The sequence below is a fragment of the Xylophilus sp. Leaf220 genome (genome assembly GCF_001421705.1).
Classification (GTDB): domain Bacteria; phylum Pseudomonadota; class Gammaproteobacteria; order Burkholderiales; family Burkholderiaceae_C; genus Xylophilus.
The window spans coordinates 336,663-360,772 of record NZ_LMKO01000012.1 but is presented as its reverse complement, the minus strand read 5'-3'; the positions used below and the strand labels follow the sequence as shown (position 1 = coordinate 360,772).

Sequence of the window (24,110 nt, the reverse complement as noted above, 5' to 3'; positions counted from 1 at the left end):
CGGATTATCCCTGCGCGCCCGGCGCCGCTGCGTAGCGGCGCAGGCACCGGCGGCCGGCCTGCTTGCCGGCGTACATCGCCTTGTCGGCGCGGTTGACCAGCTGTTCCGGCTCCTGCCCGTCCGCCGGCGCCAGCGCATAGCCCACGGTGGCGCCCAGCGTGAGCGACAGGCCCCGGATCTCGAACGGCGTCTCGAAGACGCGCATCAGCGCCTGGCCGCGCGTCTCGGCGGCCTCGGCGTTCTGCAGGCCGGCGGAGACGATCACGAACTCGTCGCCGCCCAGCCGCGCCACCGGGTCGTCGATGCGGGCGGTGCTGCGCAACCGCTGGGCGACCGCGGCCAGCAGCGCGTCGCCCACGTCGTGGCCGTGGCCGTCGTTGACCGGCTTGAAGCCGTCCAGGTCCAGCAGGTAGACGGCGACCAGCCGGTTGCGGGCGCGACGTGCCAACGCGCTCTTCAGGCCCGACTCCAGCCCGCGCCGGTTCAGCAGCCCGGTCAGCGGATCGGTGCGGGCCAGCGCCCGCAGCTGGCGCGCCTCGGTGGCGAGCGCCGCGGTGCGCAGCCCCAGCACCCGCAGGAAGATCAGCATGTCGACCGTGGCCGCGAACTGGAAGGCGTGCAAGGTCCAGACGTTCGCGGGCACCCGGCCGTTGACGATGCCCACCATCACCGCGCTGCCGCACAGGTACAGCGCCCAGGCCACCACGAACGGCAGGCCGAGCGGGTCGCCCCGCCAGGTGCGTTGCACCGCCACCGGAATACCCATCAGCAGGGGCAGCAGCACCCAGATGTTGATGACGGGTGCAGCCTGCTCGGTGCCGAAGCCGCCCAGCACGTAGCCGACCGCCAGCAGCCCGGTCAGGGCGGCGCCGGCCTTCATCGCGAGGCCGAAGCGCCGCAGGCTGCCGGGGCGGGCGAGCGCCTGCTCGATGAACAGGAATGCGCCGCCCGCGCCGACCAGCGCCGAGAGGTTGACCGCATGCTGGTTCATCCACTGCCAGTCGCGCCAGACATACTGGCCGCCGATGCCCGAGAAAAGCAGCGAGAACATCACGCCGCCGCCGATCATCAGCGCGTACTTGCCGTACAGCGCGTCGCGCAGGTAGATCCACTGGACCAGGCTGTAGACCAGCAGGCACAGCGCCACGCCGTTGAGCAGGCCCTGCAGCATCTGCTCCCCCACGGCACGGGCGTGGAACGCGGCGGGGCGCTCCAGAAAGACCGGCAGCACCATCGGCCCGTCGGTCTCGACACGTGCGAGCAGCAGGTAGTCGGTTCGGGCTTCCAGGCGCAGTGGCACCGCGTGGGTGCGCGCCTGCAGCGGCCGTTCCGCGAACGGCAAGGTGCTGCCCATCGCCACCTGCCGGACCACCGCATCGCCCGCCAGCAGGTACAGGTCCACACGGTCGAGCGGGGCGTAGTCGATGTCGAGGATCCATTCCCCTGCGCCCTCGGGCGACACCGCCAACGGAATCCGCAGCCAGAGCGGACCCCGCACGATGCCGAGCGTGGCGGTCGCGCCGGCGGGGGATGCGAAACGCTCCGGCGCATTCGCCAGATCGGCCGCCCGGTGGCGCCCGTCGGGAACGTGCAGTACCTGCAACGACGGCCACAGGTGGACAGCATCCTGGCGGCCGTCCAGCAGCGCCCGGTCTTCCGCCAGCGCCGGGCCGGCGAACGCTGCGAACAGGGCCAACAGGAGGAGCCGGCAGACCACGCGACCGAGCGCGGCAGGCTGTGCGACGAGTCGGCGTGCGGACAGGCCGATCCAGACGACCGTGCAGCGGTGCGGCGCGGACGACCTCCGCGGTTCGGGCAGGGGCTGGGGAGGTGCGGTTGCGTGGTCGCGTGTCGGCTGTAGCGGCATTCGGCCGATTGTGGAGGGTGGCTGCGGGGCGGGAGGTGTCGGCGGTCGTCGGCAGGTCGATTCCGCCACGTCGGCAGGCGTGAAAGAATCGCCTTTTGACCCAGCGCACCGTGGGCACCGACCTGCAGCGCGCGATACGCGAGGAGACCTGTCGCATGAATGCCTCCCCTTCGATCTTCCGACGGCTGGTGCTGTGCGCCGGCATCGCCGCGGTCGGCGTCCTGTCGGGCTGCGCCACTCCGGCCAAACCCGATCCCAACGCCCACCTGGCGACCTTCACCACCCGGCTGGCGGGTACCAACGAAGTGCCGCCCAACGGCAGCATGGGCACCGGCACGGTCGATGCGCTGCTCGACCGCAACACGATGCTGCTGCGCTGGAAGATGTCTTTCAGCAACCTCAGCGGGCCGCCCACCATGGCGCACTTCCACGGGCCGGCGGCCATCGGCAGCAACGCACCGCCGGCGATCACCTTCCGCGTGCCGCTGACCAGCCCCTACGACGGCCGGGCCACGCTGACCAAGGCGCAGGCAGACGAACTGCTGGCGGGCCGCTGGTACGTGAACCTGCACACCGCACAGTACCCGGGCGGCGAACTGCGGGGGCAGATGATCGAGCGCCGCTGACCCTGCCGCCGGGCGCCGCTGATCCGGAGCGCCGTCAGCCGGCGAAGCCGCCCGCGTCCAGGAACGCCTGCTCATCGGGCGTCGTGCTGCGGCCGAGCACCGCATTGCGGTGCGGGAACCGCCCGAAGCGCCGCACGATGTCGCGGTGCAGTTCGGCGAAGCGCAGGGTGGTGCCCGGCAGCGGCCGGCTGAGCGCCACGCAGTCGTCCTGGTCGGCCAGCGATTCGGAGTGCATCAGCGGCATGTAGAAGAAGGCGCGCAGTTCGACCTCGGTGGCCCGGTCGAAACCCCGTTCGATCGCGGTGCGGGCGGTGTGCAAGGCCCGGGCGTCGGTGGCGAAGGCGCGGGGCGAATCGCGAAAGGCATTGCGCGGGAACTGGTCGAGCAGCAGCACTAGCGCCAGTGCGCCGGGCGCGTCCTGCGCCCAGTCGTCGAGCGAACCCGCGGCCGCGGCTTCGTGCGCGGCGAGGAATCGGCGCGTGAAATCCGCGTCGAAGGCGTCGTCCTTGGCGAACCATTTTTCGGGGCCGGCGGCGCGCCAGAAATCGAGGACGTCGGCAGGAGTGGAGTCATGTGTCATGCGCCGCAGCGTATGCCAGGCCGCGCCGGCCGACCGGCCGCGGTAGCGTTTGCTTGCATTCGGCGCGCCGGCCCGCCCGAAGATGCGGCGGTACACGGCCTTTGGGAGCCGCTTGCGGATGGGCAGGAGCCCGTCGGCAGCGAAACCCGCGGAGGCCTTGCCCATCCCTTCAACGGAGCTCCTCCATGACCATTTCCCGCCGCCTTTCCTGCACCCTCCTGGCTTCCGCCGCCGTCCTGGCCCTGGCCGCCGGCTGCACCACCGTGACCTCCAACACGGCGACCCTCACCGCACGCCTGTCCGGCGACCAGGAAGTGCCGCCGGTGCAGACGCTGGGCCAGGGCACGGCCCAGATTTGGTACAACAAGCAGACCAACGGCCTGCGCTGGAAGGTCGTCTATTCGGGCCTGAGCTCGCCGGCCACGGCAGCCCACTTCCACGGCCCGGCCGCGGTCGGCGCCAATGCCGGCGTGGTGGTTCCGTTCAAGGGCCCGCTGTCGGGTACCGAAGAAGGCGAAGCCGTCATCACCCCGGCACAGGGCGAAGAGCTGCTGTCGGGCCGCTGGTATGTCAACGTCCACACCTCCAACTACGCCGCTGGCGAGATCCGCGGCCAGGTCACGCTGGTGCGCTGATCGTTCCGTGCAGGTTCGCCGCGCGGCGTGTCCGCGCGGCAGCCGCGGCCCCGGCCGGTGCGCTCCAGGCGCACCGGCCGGGGCTTTTTCACATCCGGGCGTGGCTTGCACGCCAACGGCCGCCGGGAGGGCAGGGCGCAGTACCCCTTCTGCTAGGGCGAAACCCGCATGCGGCCTAAAATGCCCGGTTCCCCCCAGAAAGCCCCCGCGATGAACGCCCCCGTCGACGTTTCCTTTTTCGCGCGCGCCGCAAAGCCCCTCACCAGCTACCGCAAGTACTGGGCGGCGCGTTTCGGTACCGCCAAGTTCCTGCCGACCAGCCGTGCCGAGATGGACGCGCTCGGCTGGGACAGCTGCGACGTGGTGATGGTGACCGGCGACGCCTACGTGGACCATCCGAGCTTCGGCATGGCGGTGATCGGCCGGATGCTGGAGGCGCAGGGCTTTCGCGTGGGCATCATCGCCCAGCCCGATTGGCACAGCGCCGATGCGTTCAAGGCGCTGGGCAAGCCCAACCTCTATTTCGGGGTGACCTCGGGCAACATGGATTCGATGATCAACCGGTACACCGCCGACCGGAAAATCCGCAGCGACGACGCCTACACCCCCGGCGACATCGGCGGCAAGCGTCCCGACCGGGCGGCCATCGTCTATTCGCAGCGCTGCCGCGAGGCCTGGAACGACGTGCCGATCATCCTGGGCGGCATCGAAGGCAGCCTGCGCCGCATCGCCCATTACGACTACTGGTCCGACAAGGTGCGCCGCAGCGTGGTGGTCGATGCCAAGTGCGACCTGCTGCTCTACGGCAATGCCGAACGCGCGCTGGTCGAGGTGAGCCACCGCCTGGCCGCCCGCGAGCCGGTGCAGCAGATCACCGACGTGCGCGGCACCGCCTTCGTGCGCCGGGCGGTGCCGGAAGACGCATGGTTCGAGATCGACTCGACCAGCGTCGACGCGCCGGGCCGGGTCGAGGCGCACGTCAACCCCTACCTGATGGTGTCCGACCAGGCCAAGGCCAACGGCGCCACCTGCGCCAAGGAAGACGAGGCACAGGCCGTGGCCGCCGATGCGGAAGCCGCCGGCGCGCAGGCCCTGGCCGCGATCCGCGCCCGAACCGCGGGGGCCGACCCGGCGGTCAAGCCGATCGCCTTCGTCGCCAACCCTTCGGTCAAGCTCAAGGTGCCGCCGCGCGACCGCAGCGTGATCCGCCTGCCCAGCTACGAGCAGGTGCGCGCCGACCCGGTGCTGTACGCCCACGCCAACCGGGTGCTGCACCTCGAGACCAACCCCGGCAACGCCCGCGCCTTGGTGCAGGCCCACGGGGAGGGTGCGACCGCCCGCGACGTCTGGATCAACCCGCCGCCGATCCCGCTGACCACGGCCGAGATGGACCACGTGTTCGACCTGCCGTACGCCCGCAGCCCGCACCCGCGCTATGCCGACGAGGCCGGCGGCCACGACGGCGCGACCAAGATTCCCGCCTGGGAGATGATCCGCTTCAGCGTGAACATCATGCGCGGCTGCTTCGGCGGCTGCACCTTCTGCTCCATCACCGAGCACGAGGGCCGCATCATCCAGAGCCGGTCGGAAGAGTCGATCATCAAGGAGGTCGAGGCGATCCGCGACAGCGTCACCGGATTCACCGGCACGATCTCCGACCTGGGCGGCCCCACCGCCAACATGTACCGGCTGGGATGCAAGAGCCCCGAGATCGAGGCCGCCTGCCGCAAGCCGAGCTGCGTGTACCCGGGCATCTGCTCCAACCTGGGCACCAACCACGATCCGCTGATCAAGATTTACCGCCGCGCGCGGGCGCTCAAGGGCATCAAGAAGATCCTGATCGGCTCCGGCCTGCGCTACGACCTGGCGGTGCAGAGCCCCGAGTACGTCAAAGAGCTGGTGCAGCACCACGTGGGCGGCTACCTGAAGATTGCGCCCGAGCACACCGAGCAGGGCCCGCTTACCAAGATGATGAAGCCGGGCATCGGCAGCTACGAGAAGTTCCGGCAGATGTTCGAGAAGTTCTCGGCCGAGGCTGGCAAGAAGCAGTACCTGATCCCGTACTTCATCGCGGCGCACCCGGGCACCAGCGACTCGGACATGATGAACCTGGCGATCTGGCTCAAGAAGAACGGCTTCCGCGCCGACCAGGTGCAGACCTTCTACCCGAGCCCGATGGCCACCGCTACCGCGATGTACCACTCCGGCCGAAACACGCTCAAGAAGGTCCGCCGCGACGTGCGCGACGACGACGAGGCGGTCGACATCGTCCGCGGCGAGAAGCGCCGCCGGCTGCACAAGGCCTTCCTGCGCTACCACGACCCGAACAACTGGCCGCTGCTGCGCGACGCGCTGAAGGCGATGGGCCGGGCCGACCTGATCGGCAACGGCAAGCACCACCTGATCCCCACCTTCCAGCCGCTGACCGACGGCAGCTACCAGAGTGCGCGGCGGAAGAACTCCACCCCGCTGCCGGTGCGCGCCCCGGGCGTCGCCGGCAAGGGCAACGCCACCGCGGTGGCGGCGGCCCGGCCGGCGGTGCAGCCGGTGAAGGGCCGCATGCTCACCCAGCACACCGGCCTGCCGCCGCGCGACAACGGTGCGGGCACCGCCGGCCGCGCGCCGTGGAATGCATCCGGCAACGGCGGCCGGGGCAAGAACCGCTGATTTCGCAAGAAAAGAGGCTGTAGCCGGCGGCAGTCGCCGGCCATCAGCTATCGAATCCATAGCACTGCCGAATCCGCGCGACTCGGCGTCGAAAGGTCTGCGCCATGCCTGCACCGGTCGTTCTCTACAGCGAAGCAGCGCCCACCCGCGCCGAGGTCGATGCGATGGCCGGCCCGGTGCTGCTGGATTTCGGCACCAACTGGTGCGGCTTCTGCCAGCGGGCGCAGCCGGCGGTCGACCAGATGCTGGCGGCGCATCCGCAGGTGCGCCACGTCAAGGTGGAAGACGGGCCGGGCCGCGCGCTGGGCCGCGCCTTCAAGGTCAAGCTGTGGCCTACGCTGATCGCGGTGCAGGACGGTGTGGAACTGGCCCGCGTCGTGCGGCCGGCCGACGGCCAGGCCGTCGAAGAGGTGCTGGCCCGGCTCACGCCCGGCGCGTGATCGCCGCGGCGTAGGGCGCCCGGCGCGCCGCCTTCGCCTGCCGCAGGTCTGGCACGCCAATCGCTAGGGAAAGGGGCCGGCGCACACAACCTGTGCCGGCTACTCCGTCCGCACCAAAACCATGCAGTGCGATTTCCCGTCATCGGCAGCAGGCTGTCAGCGTGCCTGCATGCCGCGCGTTGCCGACGACCCAGCGGCCGCGCCACAGCCGCGCCCCCCGACCCCATGACACATCCGCAGCGCTCCCTTCTCCCCAACCGCCGTGCGGCCCTGGGCCTGCTGGCCGCCGGTGCCGGCGCCCTGGCGCTGCCCGCGCGTGCCGCCTGGCCCGACCGGCCGATCAAGATCGTCGTCACCTTCGCCCCGGGCGGCGCCAGCGACATCCTGGCGCGGGTGATGGCCGACCAGCTGACGCACCGCCTGGGCCAGAGCGTGGTGGTCGACAACAAGCCGGGTGCCGGCGGCACCATCGGCGGGTCGGCGGTGGCGCAGGCCCCGGCGGACGGCTACACGCTGATGCTGGCCAACACCACGCCGATCGCGCTGGGGCCCTTCACGCTGGAGAAACAGCCCTACGACCCGGTCGAGGCGTTCACCCACGTCGCGGCACTGGGCTCGGCCCCCCTGGTGGTGATGGCCAACAAGGCGTCGGGCATCCGCACCCTGGCCGACCTGGTCGCGCAGGCGCAGAAGGCGGGGCGGCTCGACTTCGGCTCGGGCGGCCCCGGCTCCGTCGGCCATGTGCACGGGGAATTGATCCGCAAGACCCTGGGCGTGCCGATGGTGCACGTGCCCTACCGCGGCGGCGCGCCGATGACCACCGACCTGCTGGCCGGCACGATTCCGGTGGGCATCGACGTGATCACCGCCTATGTGCAGTTCTTCAAGACCGGCCAGCTGGTGCCCCTGGCCGTGACCGGCACGGTGCGGTCGCCGCTGATGCCCGACGTGCCCACCGTGGTCGAACTGGGCCAGCCGGGCCTGGTGCTGGAGAACTTCTTCGGCCTCGACGGCCCGGCCCACCTGCCGCCCGCCATCGTCGCGCGGCTCCACGCCGCCTGCAACGAGGTGATCGTGCTGCCCGAGGTGCAGAAGAAGATGACCGAGCTGGGCATCGTCGCGGTGCCGCAGACCACCGCCCAGTACGACGCCTTCGTGCGCAACCAGGTCGCGGTGCTGGGCGCCACGGTGAAGGGCGCCGGCATCCGGCTGTGACGGGATTGGTGGTGCTTCAGGCCTCCAGCCGGCGTGCGGTGCCGGCTTCCAGCTATCAATAAATAGCACTGAAGCGTAACCGGCCGAACGGACCGCCCGGATGAGCGGAGCCGGGTCGTCCGCGCGACGGCCGGCTCTTTACACAGGACGTTGCGACACCGGGACCGGCATCGCATCCTGCATCGGCAGCCCCACGTAGTTCTCGGCCAGCGCGGTCGAGGCCGCCTGGGAGTGCACCAGGTAGTCCAGCTCCGCCTCCTGGATCTTCTGGCCGAACGCGCCCGTCTCGGGGAACCGGTGCATCAGCGAGGTGAACCACCACGAGAAGCGCTCGGCCTTCCAGACGCGGCGCAGGCAGCGGGCCGAGTATCCGTCGATGCCGGCGGCGCTCTTCTCGCCGAAGTACTCGGAGAACGCCTGGAACAGGAAGGCCACGTCGGAGGCCGCCAGGTTGAGGCCTTTCGCGCCGGTGGGCGGCACGATGTGCGCGGCGTCGCCGGCCAGGAACAGGCGGCCGAAGCGCATCGGCTCGGCGACGAAGCTGCGCAGCGGCGCGATGCTCATCTCGAGCGACGGGCCGGTCGCCAGACGGTCGCGGGCGGCCGGGTCCAGGCGGCGCCGCAGTTCGTCCCAGAAGAGGGCGTCGGTCCAGTTCTCGACCCTGTCGTCCGACGGCACCTGCAGGTAGTAGCGGCTGCGGGTCTCGCTGCGCATGCTGCACAGCGCGAAGCCGCGCTCGGTGTTGGCGTAGATCAGTTCGTGCGAGACCGGGGGCACGTCGGCCAGCACGCCGAGCCAGCCGAAGGGGTAGACCCGCTCGTAGGTGCGCAGCGACTCGGCCGGCACGCTCTGGCGGCTGACGCCGTGGTAGCCGTCGCAGCCGGCGATGAAGTCGCATTCGATCTCGTGGGTGGCGCCGTCCTTCTCGTAGCGCACCCGCGGCGCGGCACCGTCGAAGTCGTGCAGGGCGACGTTCTTCGCTTCGTAGACGGTCGTCAGGCCCGCGGCGGCGCGCGCTTCCATCATGTCGCGGGTCACCTCGGTCTGGCCGTAGACGGTCACCCGCTTGCCGCCGGTCAGGGCATGCAGGTCGATCCGGTGGCGGGCGCCCTGGAACAGCAGCTCGATGCCGTCGTGCGGCAGGCCCTCGGCATGGGCGCGGGCGCTGACGCCGGCCTGGTCCAGCAGGTCGAGCGTCGTCTGCTCCAGCACGCCGGCGCGGATGCGGCCGAGAACGTAGTCCCCACTCTGGCGCTCTACGACGATGTTGTCGATGCCGGCCTTGAACAGCAGTTGGCCGAGCAGAAGGCCGGCCGGGCCCGCGCCGACGATGGCAACCTGGGTGCGCATGGAATGTCTCCGTAGTGGTTCTGGTGCGATAGCGGCGAGGGTAGGGCGGCATGCCACCCCCGCGCCAGGGCCCGGAAGACCTGCTGTGCGATCATCGGCAGCGCTGCGCGATGATCGCGCAGCATCGAACGGAGTGGGGCATGGCGATCGAACGGGCGGATTTCATCGAGGGCATGGCCAAGGGCATGGCGGTGCTGGAGAGCTTCGACACCGAGCGGCAGCGCCTGAACGCCACCCTGGCGTCGCAGCGGGCCGGCATCACCCGGGCGGCCGCCCGCAGGCACCTGCTGACCCTCACGCACCTGGGCTACCTGGAGACGGACGGCAGCTACTTCTGGCTGTCGCCGAAGGTTCTGCGTTTTTCCGGCAGCTACCTGGCCTCGGCCCGCCTGCCGCGGGCGGTGCAGCCGATGCTCAACCGGCTGGCCGCGCAGACGCAGCAGTCGTTCTCGGCCGTGGTGCTCGACGGCGACGAAGTGGTCATCGTGGCGCAGAGCGGCGTGCACGGCGCCCCGGCGCGGATGCTGGCCTACGGCCTGCATCTGGGCGCGCGGCTGCCGGCGCACGCCACCTCGACCGGCCGCATGCTGCTGGCGGCGCTGTCGCCCGCGGCGTTCTCCGCCTGGTGCGCGAGCCGTACCCTGCCGCGCCTGACGCCGCTGACCAGTACCCGGATGGTCGATTTCCGCCGCAAGGTCGCCCGTGCGCGGGCGGACGATTTCTGCCTGTCGGCCGAGGAGCACGAACTGGGCGTGCAGGCGCTGGCGGTGCCGCTGCGCAACATGCAGGGCCACACGGTGGCGGCGCTGAACGTGGTGGTGTCGCCGCAGCGGGTCGACGAAGACAGCATGCGGCGCGATCTTCTGCCGCTGCTGATCGAGGCGGCACGGGAAGCGCGCGGATTGCTCTGAGGATGTCCTGTGCGGCTAAAGGCTCGGGTGCGTCGCCGCCACTAGCGCAGCGCCTCGGCGAGCCAGGCCCGGCACCATGCGGTCGCCACGTCCGCGGGCTCGGTGGCGTCGGTCGCGTCGAGTACCAGCACCTCGCCCACCCGCTGCGCGCCCAGGTCCTGCAGCCGGGCGTCGAAGCTCCTGCCTCCGCCTGCGAAGGTCTCGCCGTAGCTGCTGTCGCCGAGCGCGACGACACCGTAGCGCAGATGGCCCAGGTAGCGGGGCTGCGTGTCCAGCGCGTCGTACAGCGCAGCGGCACCGTCGGGAACGTTACCCGCGCCGTAGGTCGAGACGCAGAGCAGGGTGAGCGGTGCGGGTGCGTCGAAGACCTCGATGCCCGCCGCATCCATCGGCACGACGTCGATCGGCTGGGCGAGGTCGTCGCAGCCCAACGAGAGGGTCTGGGCCACGTGCAATGCGGTGCCCGATACCGAGCCGACGAGGATACGAAGCGCTGCCAATGAAATTCTCCAGGGAGTTGCACAAAGTCCGCAAATTTGCGGCTAGAATACTAGCTGTCGGGGCGTAGCGCAGCCTGGTAGCGCATCTGCTTTGGGAGCAGAGGGTCGTGAGTTCGAATCCCACCGCCCCGACCATCATTCAAAAGGCCGTTTTCACCATAGTGAAAACGGCCTTTTTCGTTGCCGAGCGCGGGGTGCTCCCGCGCGCGTCGGCAGCGCGTCAAAGTCGATCTAGTCGCGGCAACGCACCATGCGGCGGTTGATCTCGGCGAGCATCATGGCGTGCATCGCCTGGAACGCATCACGGTACCGTTCGGCGGCGTGCTCCGGAAGAATGTCGGCCACCTTGTCCATCGAGGTGAGGTAACTGTCCGCCACGCTTTCCAGGTCGGGCGCTACCTGCAGCATGGCATGTACCGCGTATTCGGTAGCCTGCAGTTGCGTGGCCAGGCGTTGTGCCAACGCGGTGGACTGCTCCCACGCGCGATTCTGCAGCTGGTTGTTGCGGTCGATCAAAGCCTTCCATTCCAGGAATTCCTGGCGGGAGACCCACGCCTCGTCCGGATTGCGAGCGTCCATGTTGTTTGTTCGTCTGTAGTACCGAATGAAGCACTGTCGGGCGCGGCGGGTGTTGACCGTGTCGGTTTGCGACGTATGCCGCAGTAGGCGACGGCTTGCATGCAGGTCTGGCCAGCGCAACGCAAGCGCAGGAAAGTCACGGTAGGAGAGCGGGTACGAAGACGGTTATCGCGTATTCCGAGAACAGGAAATGAACGACAAAAAAGCCCGGACACCAAGGGCGACCGGGCTTTTTCGAAGGTTCGTGAGTGATGACGAACCGGGTTCTGGCGGAACAGGCGGGATTCGAACCCGCGGAGGGCTATTAACCCTCACACGCTTTCCAGGCGTGCGACTTAAACCACTCATCCACCGTTCCAGAGCCTCCGATTATAGCCACGGGAATCCGGCAGTTTCGCCGCCTGCACCCCGCGCGGCAAATGTCAGGGCTGGCGCGGCGGCACGGTGCCGACCATCTTCATCGCCGATGCGATCAGCGCAGAGACCTCGGTCATGTTGCTCGGCACGATCAGCGTGGTCTTGGCGTCGGCCGCCACCTTGCTGTAGGCGTCCACCGCGCGCTCGGCCACCTTCAACTGCACCGCCTGTTCGCCGCCGGGCTGGCGGATGGCGGCGGCCACCCGCTCGATGGCACCGGCCGTGGCCTCGGCGAGGGCAGTGATGGCCGCGGCCTCGCCCTTGGCGTTGTTGATCGCGGCCTGCTGTTCGCCTTCGGAGCGGGCGATCGAGGCCTCGCGCTCGCCGGTGGCGATGTTGATCTGCTCCTGGCGACGGCCTTCGGACGCGGCGATCAGGGCGCGCTTGCCGCGCTCGGCGGTGATCTGCGCCTGCATGGCCAGCAGGATTTCCTTCGGCGGGGTCAGGTCCTTGATCTCGTAGCGCAGTACCTTCACGCCCCAGTTGAGCGCCGCCTCGTCGATCGCGGCGACGATCTGGGCATTGATCATGTCGCGCTCCTCGAAGGTCTTGTCGAGCTCCAGCTTGCCGATCACGCTGCGCAGCGAGGTCTGCGCCAGCTGGGTCACCGCCATGATGTAGTTGGACGATCCGTAGCTCGCCCGCATCGGGTCGGTCACCTGGAAGTACAGGATGCCGTCGACCTGCAGCTGCGTGTTGTCGCGGGTGATGCAGACCTGGCTGGGAACGTCGAGCGGAATCTCCTTCAGGCTGTGCTTGTAGGCCACCTTGTCGATGAACGGGATCAGGAAGTTGGCGCCCGGCGTCATGGTGCCGTGGTATTTGCCCAGGCGTTCCCGCACCCACGCGTTCTGCTGCGGCACGAACTTGACCGACTGGGTGACGAAGATGATCGCGATGACCAGCAGGACCAGGGATATTTCCATCGAGTCTCCTTTGCATGTGCGCACCGCCCGGGGTGCGCGGTTTCAGATCTTGTCGACGACGAGGCGGGTGCCGACCACTTCGACCACCTTGTGGGCGCCGGTGCTGCCGGGCAGGGCGCCGGCGCGGGGCACCACCGTCCAGCGGGCGCCGCGGTACTGCACATGGGCGGTGCCGTCGGGCTCCCACTGGGCGACCTGCACCGTTTCGCCGATGTCGAGATTCACGTCGGGGTTGGCGCTGGCCGGCAGGCCCGCCGGGGCACGGCGTTTCAGGAAACGCCAGACCAGTACGGCGCCCGCGCCGATCACCGCGGCCACCACGATCTGCAGCGGCAGCGACGTGCCCATGTGCGCCGCCACGGCCGCGGCGGCGAAACCGCCTCCGATCAACAGCAGGTAGACCGTACCGCTCAGCAACTCGGCCGCGATGGCAGCGCCGGCCAGGAGCCACCAGTAGGTGGAAAGTGCCAAATCGAATCTCCTTGAAAAGGGGCCGTGTCGGCGGGTAGTCACCCTGTAACTTGCTGTCATTCTGGACTATCGACACAAAGGCGCCATCCCAAGTCCTTACACTTCGCGGCTCTTTCGCGTTTACCGCATTCGTCCCATCTCCCAGACCGGAGCCCCCGCATGAAATTTCGCTTCCCCATCGTGATCATCGACGAGGACTTCCGCTCGGAGAACACATCGGGCCTGGGCATCCGCGCGCTGGCGCAGGCCATCGAGAGCGAGGGCTTCGAGGTGCTGGGCGCCACCAGCTACGGCGACCTGAGCCAGTTCGCCCAGCAGCAAAGCCGGGCAAGTGCCTTCATCCTGTCGATCGACGACGAGGAATTCAGCCCCGGTCCTGACCTGGATCCGGCGGTGCTGAACCTGCGCACCTTCATCGCAGAGGTGCGCCGCAAGAATCTGGAAGTGCCGATCTACATCTACGGCGAGACGAAGACCGCGCGGCACATGCCGAACGACATCCTGCGCGAACTGCACGGCTTCATCCACATGTTCGAGGACACGCCGGAATTCGTGGCCCGCCACATCATCCGCGAGGCCAAGAGCTACCTGGAAGGCGTGCAGCCGCCTTTCTTCAAGGCGCTGCTCGACTACGCGGAAGACGGCTCCTACTCCTGGCACTGCCCGGGCCACTCGGGCGGCGTGGCGTTCCTGAAGAGCCCGGTGGGCCAGATGTTCCACCAGTTCTTCGGCGAGAACATGCTGCGCGCCGACGTCTGCAACGCGGTGGAGGAACTGGGCCAACTGCTCGACCACACCGGCCCGGTGGCCGAGAGCGAGCGCAATGCCGCCCGCATCTTCAACGCCGACCATTGCTTCTTCGTCACCAACGGCACCAGCACCAGCAACAAGATGGTCTGGCACCACACGGTGGCGCCGGGCGACGTGGTGGTGGTCGACCGCAACTGCCACAAGTCGAACCTGCACGCGATCATCATGACCGGGGCGATCCCCGTGTTCCTGAAGCCTACGCGCAACCACTTCGGCATCATCGGCCCGATCCCGCGCTCGGAATTCGACATCGAGACGATCAAGGCCAAGATCCGCGCCAACCCGCTGTTGAAGCATATCGATGCCGACACGGTCAAGCCGCGCATCCTGACGCTCACGCAGTCAACCTACGACGGCGTGGTCTACAACACCGAGACGATCAAGAAGGCGCTCGACGGCTATGTCGACACGCTGCACTTCGACGAGGCCTGGCTGCCGCACGCGGCCTTCCACCCCTTCTACGGCCCCTACCACGCGATGGGCAAGAAGCGCGCGCGGCCGACCGAGTCGCTGGTGTTCTCCACCCAGTCGACCCACAAGCTGTTGGCCGGCATCAGCCAGGCGAGCCATGTGCTGGTGCAGGACAGCACCAACCGCAAGCTCGACCGCCACCTCTTCAACGAGGCCTACCTGATGCACACCAGCACCAGCCCGCAGTACGCAATCATCGCCAGCTGCGACGTGGCCGCCGCGATGATGGAGCCGCCCGGCGGCACCGCGCTGGTGGAGGAGAGCATCCTGGAAGCGCTGGATTTCCGCCGCGCGATGCGCCAGGTCGAGGCCGAGTTCGGCGACAACGACTGGTGGTTCAAGGTCTGGGGTCCCGAGAAGCTGGCCGAAGAGGGCATCGGCTTCGCCGACGACTGGATCATCAAGGGCGAGGACCGCGACGCCAAGTGGCACGGCTTCGGCACGCTGGCCGACGGCTTCAACATGCTCGACCCGATCAAGGCGACCATCGTCACCCCGGGCCTGGACATGGACGGCAAGTTCGCCGAGACCGGCATCCCGGCCAGCATCGTGACCAAGTTCCTGGCCGAGCACGGCGTGATCGTGGAGAAGACCGGGCTCTACAGCTTCTTCATCATGTTCACCATCGGCATCACCAAGGGCCGCTGGAACACGCTGCTGACCGCGCTGCAGCAGTTCAAGGACGACTACGAGAAGAACCAGCCGATGTGGCGCATCCTCCCGGAGTTCTGCCAGCAATACAAGCGCTACGAGCGCATGGGCCTGCGCGACCTCTGCCAGCATGTGCACCAGATGTACGCCGAGTACGACATCGCCCGCCTGACCACCGAGATGTACCTCTCGGACCTGACGCCCGCGATGAAGCCGAGCGACGCCTATGCCCACATCGCCCACCGCAAGACCGAGCGGGTGGAGATCGACCACCTGGAAGGCCGCATCACCACCAGCCTGGTCACGCCGTATCCGCCGGGCATCCCGCTGCTGATCCCGGGCGAGGTATTCAACAAGAAGATCGTCGACTACCTCAAGTTCGCCCGCGAGTTCAACGCCAAGTGCCCGGGGTTCGAAACCGACATCCACGGCCTGGTCGAGCTCGAGGACGAAGCCGGCAAGGTCCGCTACTACGCCGATTGCGTCGCCAGCACGACGGCCGCGCCGCAGCCGCTGGCGACCGAAGAGAACATGGTGCAGCTGGGCTCCGAAGGGCCGTTTTCGCGAACCATCTGAATCCGGCCCGCGGCGTGCGGCGTATTGAAAGCAGGGCCGCACACGACGTGCGGTCCTCCCACCATCCAGGAGCTTTCATGAACGCAACCGTCTCTTCCCGTGCTTTCGCTTCCCTCGGCATCGCCGCCGCGCTGACGTTCGGCGCCGTGTCCGCCATGGCCCAGGTCACCGTGGGTGGCGCGCCGATGTACCCGACCAAGGACATCATCGACAACGCGGTCAATTCGAAGGACCACACCACGCTGGTCGCCGCCGTCAAGGCCGCCGGCCTGGTCGAGACGCTGAAGGGCCCAGGTCCTTTCACCGTGTTCGCACCGACCAACGCCGCCTTCGACAAGCTGCCTGCCGGCACCGTCGATACCCTGGTCAAGCCCGAGAACAAGTCGACGCTGACGACGATCCTGACCTACCACGTCGTGCCCGGCAAGCTGGACTCGAAGGCCCTGCTGGCCAAGATCAAGGACGGCAAGGGCAGCGCATCGCTCACCACGGTGCAGGGCGAGGCACTGACCGCCAAGGCTTCGGGCAAGAGCATCGTGCTGACGGATGCCAAGGGTGGCAACTCGACGGTGACGATCGCCGACGTGATCCAGTCCAACGGCGTGATCCACGTGGTCGATACCGTCCTGATGCCCAAGTAAGCATCGAGCCCGGTGCGCTGCGGCGCGTGCAGAAAAGGAGCGCCGCGGCGCTCCTTTTTTTATGTCGAATCCGGAAGACCGGTCAGAGATCGGGCCGCTCTCGCAGGAAGGTGGCGAAGCGCGGGATGCCGCTGTCGTGCAGACCCCGGTACCGGTAGCTGATCCAGCTGCCCACGGCGGGCGGCTTGCGGCGTTGCTCGTCGGTGAAGCCCGAACCCACGCGAAAGCGCTTGCCGTCGGTGCCTTCGACCAGCAACGCACCCATCTGGCCGGCGTACTTGCCCTGGCCGTCCACCCAGGCCACCACCCGGGCGTCGGCGTCGTCGTACGGTTTGAGCTTCAGCAGGTCGTCGCTGCGCTCCGCCTTGTAGAGCGATGCGCCCAGGTGCAGCATCAGACCCTCGCCGCCACCGTGCACGGTGGCGCGCAGCAGTTTCGTCAACGCCTCGGGACTGGCCACCCGGCTTTGCGGGACCGCCCGGGCATACGGCGAATCCACGGTCGACATCAGTCCGTTCAAGATCGCGAGCCGTGCGGTGAAGGTACCGGCCTGCGCCGGCAGATCGAACACCATGAAGCGCATGACGCGCCAGGCCTGCTCGTCGGGCACCTGCTGCCGAACGGTGGATACTGCCTTCTGGAACTGGCCACGACCGGCCCAGAGCTCGCCGTCGAGCGGCACCGTGGGCCAGCCCTTGGTGAACCAGGCCGGCGGATTCACCTTCTCGCCGCCCCGGGTCCAGAGCTGGCGGCCGTCCCAGTAGCCGCGCACGCCGTCCATCTTCTCGCTGACCCAGTAGTCGGCCAGCGGAACGCCGGGCCGGTAGCGGTTGGCGAGCATCAGCGCCGGGGCCGTGCCGGCCCGCAGCGCCGGCGCGGCGGCAGCGGCGAGCAGAGCGACCAGCAGGTGGCGGCGGGACGGGCTTTTGCTATTCAAAATATAGCAGCAGGTCGGCGTAAATCAACGGCTGTGGCTACGATTCATCCGGATTCAGGCCGCGGGGCTCTCGGCGATGCCGCCCACCGCCTGGCTGAAACCGCCGTCCACGTAGGTGATCTCGGCGGTCACGCCGCCGGCCAAGTCGCTCATCAGGAAAGCGGCGACATTGCCCACGTCGTCGATCGTGACGTTGCGGCGGATCGGCGCCGTCTCGGCCACCACCGACAGGATCTTGCCGAAGCCCTTGATGCCGCTGGCCGCCAGCGTCTTGATCGGGCCGGCGCTGATGCCGTTGACCCGCATGCCCTTGGGACCGAGCGATTCCGCCAGGTAGCGCACCGAAGCCTCGAGCGACGCCTTGGCCAGGCCCATCGTGTTGTAGTTGGGCACGGTGCGCATCGCGCCCAGGTAGGTCAGCGTGAGCAGCGCGGACTTGTCGTTCAGGTAGGGCAGGGCGGCCTTGGCCATGGCCGGAAAGCTGTAGGCGCTGATGTCGTGGGCGATCTTGAAGCCCTCGCGGCTCAGGCCTTCGAGGAAATCGCCGGCGATCGCCTCGCGGGGCGCGTAGCCGATGCTGTGCACGAAGCCGTCGAAGGTGGGCCAGGTCTGGGCCAGGTCGGCGAAGAGCTTGTCGATCTGCGCGTCGTCGCCCACGTCGCAGTCGAAGATCAGGGTCGAGTCGAAGTCGGCCGCGAATTCGGTGATGCGGTCCTTGAAGCGCTCGCCGACGTAGCTGAAGGCCAGCTCGGCGCCTTGCGCATGGCAGGCCCGGGCGATGCCGTAGGCGATCGAGCGGTTGGACAGAACACCCGTGATCAGCAGTTTCTTGCCGGCCAGAAAACCCATAGTTCGAACTCCGAAAAATCGCTGTGAAAATCCAGCAGAATTGTCGCATGCGGGTTTTGCTGGTCTCTCTGCTCCTGGGTTGCACGTCGTGGTCGTCGTGGGCCGCGCATGGCTACGCGCTGTGGGGCGACCTGAAATACCCGCAGGGCTTCGACCGCTTCGACTATGTGAACGCCGATGCGCCCAAGGGCGGCGAGTTGCGGCTGGTGAGCAACCAGCGCACCTCGACCTTCGACAAGTACAACCCGTTCACCATCAAGGGCAGCGCGCCGGCCTACCTGTCGGAGTTGGTGTTCGATTCGCTTCTGGCCGGTTCGTTGGACGAGACCGGCTCGGGCTACGGCCTGCTGGCGGAAGACGTGGAGGTAGCCGCCGACGGTCTTTCGGCCACCTTCCGCATCCGGCCGGCGGCGCGCTTCCACAACGGCGATCCGGTGCTGGCGGCGGATGTGAAGCACACCTTCGACACGCTGATGGGTCCGTTCACCTCGCCCGCCTACAAGACCTTGCTGGACGACGTGGCCGGTTGCGACGTGGTGGCCGAGCGCACCGTGCGCTTCCGCTTCAAGAAGGCCAACCGCGAATTGCCGCTGACCGTCGGCGGGCTGCCGATCTTCAGCCGCCAGTGGGGCGTGGAAAACGGTAAGCCCAAACCTTTCGACCAGGTGGTGGTGGACCCACCGATCGGCAGCGGTCCGTACACGATCGGCCCGGTGCGCTTCGGCAAGGACATCACCTACGTCCGCGATCCGCAGTACTGGGCGCGCGACCTGGGCGTGAAGCGCGGCACCGACAACTTCGACCGCATCACCATCAAGATCTACGCCGACAACACCGCACGGCTCGAGGCGCTGAAGGCCGGCGAGTTCGATGCGATGCGGTTCTTCTCCGCGGGCGACTGGGCGCGGCGGCTGACCGGGCGCAAGTTCGATTCCGGCGAATTGGTCAAGGGCGAGTTCCGCCACCGCCTGCCGACGGGCTTCCAGAGCTACGTGCTCAACTCCCGAAGGGAAAAGCTCTCCGATCCGCGGGTGCGCGAGGCGCTGGGGCTGGCCTTCGATTTCGACTGGATGAGCCGGCAGATGTTCTACGGCGCCTACGGCCGGGTCAACGGCCTGTTCGGCAACACGGATTGCGCGGCCACCGGCATGCCCTCTGCGGAAGAATTGGCACTGCTCGATCCCTGGAAGAAAGAGCTGCCTCCGGACACCTTGGGCCCGATGACGGTACCGCCCCGCACCGATGGCGATGCGACGCTGCGGGGCAACCTGCGCCAGGCCCAGGCCCTGCTGAAGGAGGCCGGCTGGACGGTGCGGGACGGCCGCCTGCGCAATGCCCGCGGCGAGCCGATGGTCCTGGAGTACCTCGGTCCCGGCGAGGGCGGCGCCCGCACCGAATCAGCCTGGGCACGCAACCTGGAGAAGCTGGGCATCACGCTCAACGTGCGCGCGGTCGACTTCGCGCTCTACCAGCAGCGCCTGCAGAAGTTCGAGTTCGACCTGACCACGATCAACTTCGCCGGCACGCACAACCCCGGACAGGAATATGCCGACATCCTCGGCAGCAAGGCCGCCAGGACCGAGGATTCGGGCAACTACATGGGCGTATCGAGCCCGGCGGTCGATGCGCTGATCGCGCGGATGGTCGGTGCCAGGACCAAGGCGGAGCTGTTGCCGGCCTGCCGCGCGCTGGAGCGGGTGGTCGCCCACGGCCACTACCTGATTCCGCAGTGGTTCGCGCCCAACCACCGCATGGTCTACAACGCCCGCCGCATCGCCATGCCTGCGCAAGGCATGCCGCCCTACACCAGCACGCCCGAGACCTGGGTGGCCGATACCTGGTGGGCCAAGACGCCCGCCGCCAAGGACTGACCGATGCTGGCCTATGTTCTGAAGCGCCTGCTGCTCATGGTGCCCACGCTGTTCGGCGTGATCCTGATCACTTTCAGCGTGATCCAGTTCGTGCCCGGCGGGCCGGTGGAGCAGTATCTGGCCGAGGCGAAGGCCGGCGCCCGGGGCGGCGCTGAAAGCGGCGGCACCTCCTACCGCGGCGGGCAGGGCGTGGACCCGAAGCGCATCGAACAGATCAAGGCGCTCTACGGCTTCGACAAGCCGCCGCACGAGCGCTTCGTGCAGATGCTGGGCCAGTTCGCCCGGTTCGACCTGGGCCGCAGCTTCTTCCAGAACAAGGACGTGTGGCAGCTGATCAAGGAGAAGCTGCCGGTCTCGATCAGCCTGGGCCTGTGGACGTTCTTCATCAGCTACCTGGTGGCCGTGCCGCTGGGCGTGGCCAAGGCGGTGCGGGCCGGCTCGCGCTTCGATTTCTTCACCACCCTGATCGTGCTGTTCGGCTATGCGGTGCCCGGCTTTGTGCTGGGCGTGGCGCTGCTGGTCGTCTTCGGCGGGCAACTGCAGTGGTTCCCGCTGCGCGGACTCACCTCGGCCAACTGGTCGGAGCTGAGCGTGGGCGGCAAGGTCGTCGATTACCTGTGGCACATCGCATTGCCCGTCACCGCGATGGTGGCCGGCAGCTTCGCCGTCACCGCGATGCTGACCAAGAACGCGTTCCTGGAAGAGATCCGCAAGCAGTACGTGCTGACCGCGCGGGCCAAGGGACTGAGCGAGCGGCAGGTGCTGTGGCGCCATGTGTTTCGCAACGCGCTGATTCCGATCATCACCGGCTTTCCGGCGGCATTCATCGGGGCTTTCTTCACCGGCTCGCTGTTGATCGAGACGCTGTTCTCGCTCGACGGCCTAGGCCTGCTGAGCTACGAAAGCGTGATCCGGCGCGACTATCCGGTGGTGCTTGGCACGCTCTATTTCTTCACGCTGATCGGCCTGGTGACCAAGCTGATCTCCGACCTTTCCTATGTCTGGGTGGACCCTCGTGTCAGATTCGACTAACCCCCAGGCTTGCCCACTGCGTGTGGCCGCCTACCCCCTTGCAGGGGGCAACACCGGTGGACCGGCGAAGCCGGATCCACGGTGTTCCTGGGAGGGGCCGTCGCGTGGTTGATGTGGTGGACGTTCCTGTTTCATCGCTGCCGCTTGCCGGTGGTGCGCCGTATGCGGCTTCCGTCTCGCCAGGGCGGCGGGCCTGGCAGCGCTTCAAGCGCAACCGGCTCGGTTTCTGGAGCCTGGTGGTGTTCTGCACGCTGGTGGTGCTGAGCCTGGGGGCGGAGCTGCTGTCGAACGATCGGCCGCTGCTGGTGCGCTACGAAGGGCAGACCTATTTCCCGATGGTGCGCGACTATCCGGAGACGACTTTCGGCGGCGATTTCCTGACCACCACCGACTACCTCGACCCGTTCATCCAGGAGCGGCTGTCCCGCGGCGGCAACTGGGCGCTGCACGCGCCCAATCCGTACGGCCCCAAGACGCTCAACTACTTCGCGAAATCGCCCAATCCCTCGGCCCCGACGCGCGACAACTGGCTGGGTACCGACGACCGCGGGCGCGACCTGCTGGCGCAACTGCTCTACGGCTTCCGGGTCAGCGTGCTCTTCGCGCTGGCGCTGACGGCGGTCGGGGTGGTGCTGGGCGTGGCGACGGGCGCGATCCAGGGCTTCTTCGGCGGCAAGACCGACCTGGCGTTCCAGCGCTTCATCGAGATCTGGGGATCGATGCCCGAGCTGTATCTGCTCATCATCTTCAGCGCCATCTTCGCCCCCAGCATCGCCCTGCTGCTGGTGCTGCTCTCCCTCTTCGGGTGGATGGGGCTGTCGGACTACGTGCGGGCCGAGTTCCTGCGCAACCGGCAGCTCGACTACGTCAAGGCGGCGCGCGCGCTGGGCGTGGGCAACCTCGACATCATCCGGCGCCATATCCTGCCCAACAGCCTCACGCCGGTCGTCACCTTCTTGCCGTTCCGCATGAGCGCGGCGATCCTGGCGCTGACGTCGCTCGACTTCCTCGGCCTGGGCGTGCCGCCGGGCACGCCGTCGCTGGGCGAGCTGCTCAGCCAGGGCAAGGCCAACATCGACGCCTGGTGGATCTCGCTGTCCACCTTCGCGGTGCTGGTGACCACGCTGCTGCTGCTGACCTTCATGGGCGATGCGCTGCGCGACGCGCTCGATCCGCGAAAGGCCCACGCATGAGCGTCGCACCATCGCCTGCGGACGACCTCCGTCCCGGCTTGCCGACCCCGCCAGGTGCTGCGGCGCCGTTGCTGGAGGTTCGCGGCTTGCGCGTGGGCTTCGGCGGACGCGACGTGGTGCACGGCATCGACTTCGTGCTGCATGCGGGCGAGAAGCTGGCGCTGGTCGGCGAATCGGGCTCGGGCAAGACGGTCACCGCGCTCAGCCTTCTTCGGCTGGTGCCCGATGCGGCCTACGGCGGCAGCGCGGTGTTCGCCGGGCTGGAAGAGGCCGACGGCCCGCGCGACCTGCTGGCGTTGTCGGAGCATCAGCTGCGCGGCGTCCGGGGCCGGGAGATCGCGATGATCTTCCAGGAGCCTATGACGGCGCTCAACCCGCTCTTCACCGTGGGAGAGCAGATCGCAGAAGTCCTGCAGCTGAAAAAGGGCCTGGCCCAGGCGGATGCACGGCTTCAAGCTATAGATTTAATAGCATCGACCGGCATTCCCGAACCGCAGCGCAGGGCCGGCGCCTATCCGCACCATCTCTCGGGCGGGCAGCGCCAGCGCGCCATGATCGCGATGGCGCTGGCCTGCCGGCCCCGGCTCCTGCTGGCCGACGAGCCGACCACCGCGCTCGACGTCACCCTGCGCGGCCAGATCCTCGACTTGCTCTCCGCCCAGCAGCAGGAGACCGGCATGGCGGTGCTGCTGATCACCCACGACCTGCACCTGGTGCGCCGCTTCGCCAACCGGGTCGCGGTGATGGAGAACGGCCGCATCGTGGAGCAGGGCGCCGTGGCCGACGTGTTCGCCCGGCCGCAGCATCCCTACACGCGGCGGCTGCTCGACAGCGTTCCGGTGCGCGACGTGGTGGAGCCTGCGGAGGAGGGTACGGCGCCGCTGCTGGAAGCGCGGGCGCTGCAGGTCGCCTATCCGGTTCCGCGGCCCGGCCTGCGGGGCTGGTTCGGCAAGGATGCGTTCGTCGCGGTTAAGGGGGCCGACTTCGCGCTGCGGCCAGGGCGCACGCTGGGCGTGATCGGCGAATCGGGCTCGGGCAAGTCGACCCTCGCCTTGGCGGCGCTGGGCCTGCAGCCGCATACCGGCGAACTGCAGGTCGTCGGCCAGGCCTGGGGACAGGGCACCGCGGCAGACCGGCAGTTGCGGCGGCGCCTGCAGGTGGTCTTCCAGGATCCGTTTTCCTCCCTCTCGCCCCGGATGACCGTGGGCGAGATCGTGGGGGAGGGTCTCCGTGTGCATGCGTCCACCCTCGACGGTACGGCCCGCGGTGCCCGTGTGCGCCAGATGCTGGCCGAGGTCGGCATGGCCGAGGCGCAGTTCCCCGGCCTGCTGGAGCGCTATCCCCACGCCTTTTCCGGCGGACAGCGCCAGCGCATCGCGATCGCCCGGGCGCTGATCGTGGAGCCGGAGGTGCTGGTCCTCGACGAGCCGACCAGTGCGCTCGACGTCACGATCCAGAAACAGGTGCTGGGCCTGCTGCAACGGCTGCAGAAGCAGCGGGGCCTGGCCTATCTGCTGATCACCCACGACGTGGACGTGATCCGCGCGATGGCGCACGACGTGCTGGCGATGAAGAACGGCGAGATCGTCGAGGCCGGACCGGTCGCCCAGCTGCTCGATGCGCCGCAGCACCCGTACACACGGCAACTGGTCGCCGCGGCCCTCGGCCGATGAGGGGCCCGCGCCGCATCCGCATGCGGCGATATGTCCAAGGGCGCACGCGCCCTGCCGGGGTTAGAGTGCAGGCCATTCCCCTCGAGATGATTTCATGACGCCGTGTTTGCGCAGGGCCTGCCGGCACGCGGCGGGGTTTCTATCGGTCTGGTTCGCGGCCGCGGGGCTGGTGTCGGCGGCTGCGGCTTCGGCTTCGGCTCCGGCGAGCAGCCCTGTCGCGCC

The 24,110-nt window shown here is 68.3% G+C and carries 21 protein-coding genes and 2 tRNA genes; 13 read left to right on the top strand and 10 right to left on the bottom strand.

The window, feature by feature from the left end:
* Positions 1-4: 4 nt before the first annotated feature.
* Positions 5-1,696, bottom strand: coding sequence for a diguanylate cyclase (locus tag ASE76_RS10335; protein WP_055838643.1), 1,692 nt, complete (start codon positions 1,694-1,696; stop codon positions 5-7).
* A 326-nt stretch (positions 1,697-2,022) separates the two neighbouring features.
* On the opposite strand from ASE76_RS10335, the gene ASE76_RS10330 reads away from it, so the two are divergent.
* The gene (locus ASE76_RS10330; RefSeq protein ID WP_055839279.1) at positions 2,023-2,493 is read left to right on the top strand and encodes a CHRD domain-containing protein; all 471 of its coding nucleotides are present in this window, start codon (positions 2,023-2,025) and stop codon (positions 2,491-2,493) included.
* A 34-nt stretch (positions 2,494-2,527) separates the two neighbouring features.
* Here ASE76_RS10330 and ASE76_RS10325 read toward each other — a convergent pair whose 3' ends face one another.
* Positions 2,528-3,073 (bottom strand): DUF924 family protein, encoded by a 546-nt coding sequence (locus tag ASE76_RS10325; protein ID WP_055839276.1) that lies wholly within the window; start codon positions 3,071-3,073, stop codon positions 2,528-2,530.
* A gap of 185 nt (positions 3,074-3,258) precedes the next feature.
* Here ASE76_RS10325 and ASE76_RS10320 point away from each other — a divergent pair, with 185 nt between their 5' ends.
* The 4 genes from ASE76_RS10320 (at position 3,259) to ASE76_RS10305 (ending at position 8,030) form a co-directional block, all read left to right on the top strand.
* Positions 3,259-3,708 (top strand): CHRD domain-containing protein, encoded by a 450-nt coding sequence (locus ASE76_RS10320; protein WP_055838640.1) that lies wholly within the window; start codon positions 3,259-3,261, stop codon positions 3,706-3,708.
* Between the two features lie 210 nt (positions 3,709-3,918).
* A complete protein-coding gene (locus ASE76_RS10315; RefSeq protein WP_055838637.1) occupies positions 3,919-6,375 on the top strand; it encodes a YgiQ family radical SAM protein in 2,457 nt (818 codons plus the stop codon).
* A 104-nt stretch (positions 6,376-6,479) separates the two neighbouring features.
* Positions 6,480-6,815, top strand: coding sequence for a thioredoxin family protein (locus tag ASE76_RS10310; protein WP_055838634.1), 336 nt, complete (start codon positions 6,480-6,482; stop codon positions 6,813-6,815).
* Between the two features lie 225 nt (positions 6,816-7,040).
* Positions 7,041-8,030: a tripartite tricarboxylate transporter substrate binding protein gene (locus ASE76_RS10305; RefSeq protein WP_055838631.1), complete on the top strand. Its 990-nt coding sequence runs from the start codon at positions 7,041-7,043 to the stop codon at positions 8,028-8,030.
* A 138-nt stretch (positions 8,031-8,168) separates the two neighbouring features.
* On the opposite strand, the gene pobA is transcribed toward ASE76_RS10305, so the two are convergent.
* Positions 8,169-9,380: a 4-hydroxybenzoate 3-monooxygenase gene (gene pobA / locus ASE76_RS10300; RefSeq protein WP_055838628.1), complete on the bottom strand. Its 1,212-nt coding sequence runs from the start codon at positions 9,378-9,380 to the stop codon at positions 8,169-8,171.
* 140 nt (positions 9,381-9,520) lie between these two features.
* Here pobA and ASE76_RS10295 point away from each other — a divergent pair, with 140 nt between their 5' ends.
* Positions 9,521-10,291, top strand: a complete 771-nt coding sequence (locus ASE76_RS10295; RefSeq protein ID WP_055838625.1) for an IclR family transcriptional regulator C-terminal domain-containing protein — start codon at positions 9,521-9,523, stop codon at positions 10,289-10,291.
* A gap of 41 nt (positions 10,292-10,332) precedes the next feature.
* On the opposite strand, the gene ASE76_RS10290 is transcribed toward ASE76_RS10295, so the two are convergent.
* Positions 10,333-10,791 carry a flavodoxin domain-containing protein gene (locus ASE76_RS10290; protein ID WP_055838622.1) on the bottom strand — a complete coding sequence of 153 codons (459 nt, stop codon included), beginning with the start codon at positions 10,789-10,791 and terminating at the stop codon, positions 10,333-10,335.
* A gap of 58 nt (positions 10,792-10,849) precedes the next feature.
* Between ASE76_RS10290 and ASE76_RS10285 the strand changes: the two genes are divergently transcribed.
* Positions 10,850-10,926: transfer RNA gene (locus ASE76_RS10285), tRNA-Pro, on the top strand.
* A gap of 96 nt (positions 10,927-11,022) precedes the next feature.
* Here the strand turns inward: ASE76_RS10285 and ASE76_RS10280 are convergent.
* The 4 genes from ASE76_RS10280 to ASE76_RS10265 all read right to left on the bottom strand — a co-directional run bounded on the left by ASE76_RS10280 (position 11,023) and on the right by ASE76_RS10265 (position 13,184).
* Positions 11,023-11,370 carry a hypothetical protein gene (locus tag ASE76_RS10280; RefSeq protein WP_055838619.1) on the bottom strand — a complete coding sequence of 116 codons (348 nt, stop codon included), beginning with the start codon at positions 11,368-11,370 and terminating at the stop codon, positions 11,023-11,025.
* A gap of 267 nt (positions 11,371-11,637) precedes the next feature.
* Positions 11,638-11,728 (bottom strand) — tRNA-Ser (locus tag ASE76_RS10275).
* Positions 11,729-11,792: 64 nt separating this feature from the next.
* Positions 11,793-12,713: an SPFH domain-containing protein gene (locus ASE76_RS10270; RefSeq protein WP_055838617.1), complete on the bottom strand. Its 921-nt coding sequence runs from the start codon at positions 12,711-12,713 to the stop codon at positions 11,793-11,795.
* A 42-nt stretch (positions 12,714-12,755) separates the two neighbouring features.
* Entirely contained in the window at positions 12,756-13,184 is a 429-nt protein-coding gene (locus ASE76_RS10265; protein WP_055838614.1) for an NfeD family protein, read from the bottom strand.
* A gap of 159 nt (positions 13,185-13,343) precedes the next feature.
* Between ASE76_RS10265 and ASE76_RS10260 the strand changes: the two genes are divergently transcribed.
* Together ASE76_RS10260 and ASE76_RS10255 are read left to right on the top strand one after the other, a co-directional pair.
* A complete protein-coding gene (locus ASE76_RS10260) occupies positions 13,344-15,692 on the top strand; it encodes an arginine/lysine/ornithine decarboxylase (protein WP_055838611.1) in 2,349 nt (782 codons plus the stop codon).
* Positions 15,693-15,769: 77 nt separating this feature from the next.
* On the top strand, positions 15,770-16,333 hold the full coding sequence (locus ASE76_RS10255; protein ID WP_055838608.1) for a fasciclin domain-containing protein: 564 nt from the start codon (positions 15,770-15,772) through the stop codon (positions 16,331-16,333).
* Positions 16,334-16,415: 82 nt separating this feature from the next.
* On the opposite strand, the gene ASE76_RS10250 is transcribed toward ASE76_RS10255, so the two are convergent.
* A complete protein-coding gene (locus ASE76_RS10250) occupies positions 16,416-17,270 on the bottom strand; it encodes a DNA ligase (RefSeq protein ID WP_055838605.1) in 855 nt (284 codons plus the stop codon).
* Between the two features lie 54 nt (positions 17,271-17,324).
* Positions 17,325-18,119: an enoyl-ACP reductase FabI gene (fabI, locus tag ASE76_RS10245; RefSeq protein WP_055838602.1), complete on the bottom strand. Its 795-nt coding sequence runs from the start codon at positions 18,117-18,119 to the stop codon at positions 17,325-17,327.
* Positions 18,120-18,166: 47 nt separating this feature from the next.
* On the opposite strand from fabI, the gene ASE76_RS10240 reads away from it, so the two are divergent.
* The 4 genes from ASE76_RS10240 to ASE76_RS10225 all read left to right on the top strand — a co-directional run bounded on the left by ASE76_RS10240 (position 18,167) and on the right by ASE76_RS10225 (position 23,888).
* Positions 18,167-19,990, top strand: a complete 1,824-nt coding sequence (locus tag ASE76_RS10240) for an extracellular solute-binding protein (protein WP_055838599.1) — start codon at positions 18,167-18,169, stop codon at positions 19,988-19,990.
* 3 nt (positions 19,991-19,993) lie between these two features.
* On the top strand, positions 19,994-21,022 hold the full coding sequence (locus ASE76_RS10235) for a microcin C ABC transporter permease YejB (RefSeq protein WP_055838596.1): 1,029 nt from the start codon (positions 19,994-19,996) through the stop codon (positions 21,020-21,022).
* A 116-nt stretch (positions 21,023-21,138) separates the two neighbouring features.
* A complete protein-coding gene (locus ASE76_RS10230) occupies positions 21,139-22,215 on the top strand; it encodes an ABC transporter permease (RefSeq protein WP_236698398.1) in 1,077 nt (358 codons plus the stop codon).
* Positions 22,212-23,888, top strand: a complete 1,677-nt coding sequence (locus ASE76_RS10225) for an ABC transporter ATP-binding protein (RefSeq protein WP_082448293.1) — start codon at positions 22,212-22,214, stop codon at positions 23,886-23,888. The genes ASE76_RS10230 and ASE76_RS10225 overlap by 4 nt, the downstream gene beginning before the upstream one ends.
* The last annotated feature ends 222 nt before the right edge of the window (positions 23,889-24,110 follow it).

Coding starts and splice junctions, on each gene's coding strand:
- ASE76_RS10330 (WP_055839279.1), top strand. CDS start 2,023: ATGAATGCCTCCCCTTCGATCTTCCGACGGCTGGTGCTGTGCGCCGGC.
- ASE76_RS10325 (WP_055839276.1), bottom strand. CDS start 3,073: ATGACACATGACTCCACTCCTGCCGACGTCCTCGATTTCTGGCGCGCC.
- ASE76_RS10320 (WP_055838640.1), top strand. CDS start 3,259: ATGACCATTTCCCGCCGCCTTTCCTGCACCCTCCTGGCTTCCGCCGCC.
- ASE76_RS10315 (WP_055838637.1), top strand. CDS start 3,919: ATGAACGCCCCCGTCGACGTTTCCTTTTTCGCGCGCGCCGCAAAGCCC.
- ASE76_RS10310 (WP_055838634.1), top strand. CDS start 6,480: ATGCCTGCACCGGTCGTTCTCTACAGCGAAGCAGCGCCCACCCGCGCC.
- ASE76_RS10305 (WP_055838631.1), top strand. CDS start 7,041: ATGACACATCCGCAGCGCTCCCTTCTCCCCAACCGCCGTGCGGCCCTG.
- pobA (WP_055838628.1), bottom strand. CDS start 9,380: ATGCGCACCCAGGTTGCCATCGTCGGCGCGGGCCCGGCCGGCCTTCTG.
- ASE76_RS10295 (WP_055838625.1), top strand. CDS start 9,521: ATGGCGATCGAACGGGCGGATTTCATCGAGGGCATGGCCAAGGGCATG.
- ASE76_RS10280 (WP_055838619.1), bottom strand. CDS start 11,370: ATGGACGCTCGCAATCCGGACGAGGCGTGGGTCTCCCGCCAGGAATTC.
- ASE76_RS10270 (WP_055838617.1), bottom strand. CDS start 12,713: ATGGAAATATCCCTGGTCCTGCTGGTCATCGCGATCATCTTCGTCACC.
- ASE76_RS10260 (WP_055838611.1), top strand. CDS start 13,344: ATGAAATTTCGCTTCCCCATCGTGATCATCGACGAGGACTTCCGCTCG.
- ASE76_RS10255 (WP_055838608.1), top strand. CDS start 15,770: ATGAACGCAACCGTCTCTTCCCGTGCTTTCGCTTCCCTCGGCATCGCC.
- fabI (WP_055838602.1), bottom strand. CDS start 18,119: ATGGGTTTTCTGGCCGGCAAGAAACTGCTGATCACGGGTGTTCTGTCC.
- ASE76_RS10240 (WP_055838599.1), top strand. CDS start 18,167: ATGCGGGTTTTGCTGGTCTCTCTGCTCCTGGGTTGCACGTCGTGGTCG.
- ASE76_RS10235 (WP_055838596.1), top strand. CDS start 19,994: ATGCTGGCCTATGTTCTGAAGCGCCTGCTGCTCATGGTGCCCACGCTG.
- ASE76_RS10225 (WP_082448293.1), top strand. CDS start 22,212: ATGAGCGTCGCACCATCGCCTGCGGACGACCTCCGTCCCGGCTTGCCG.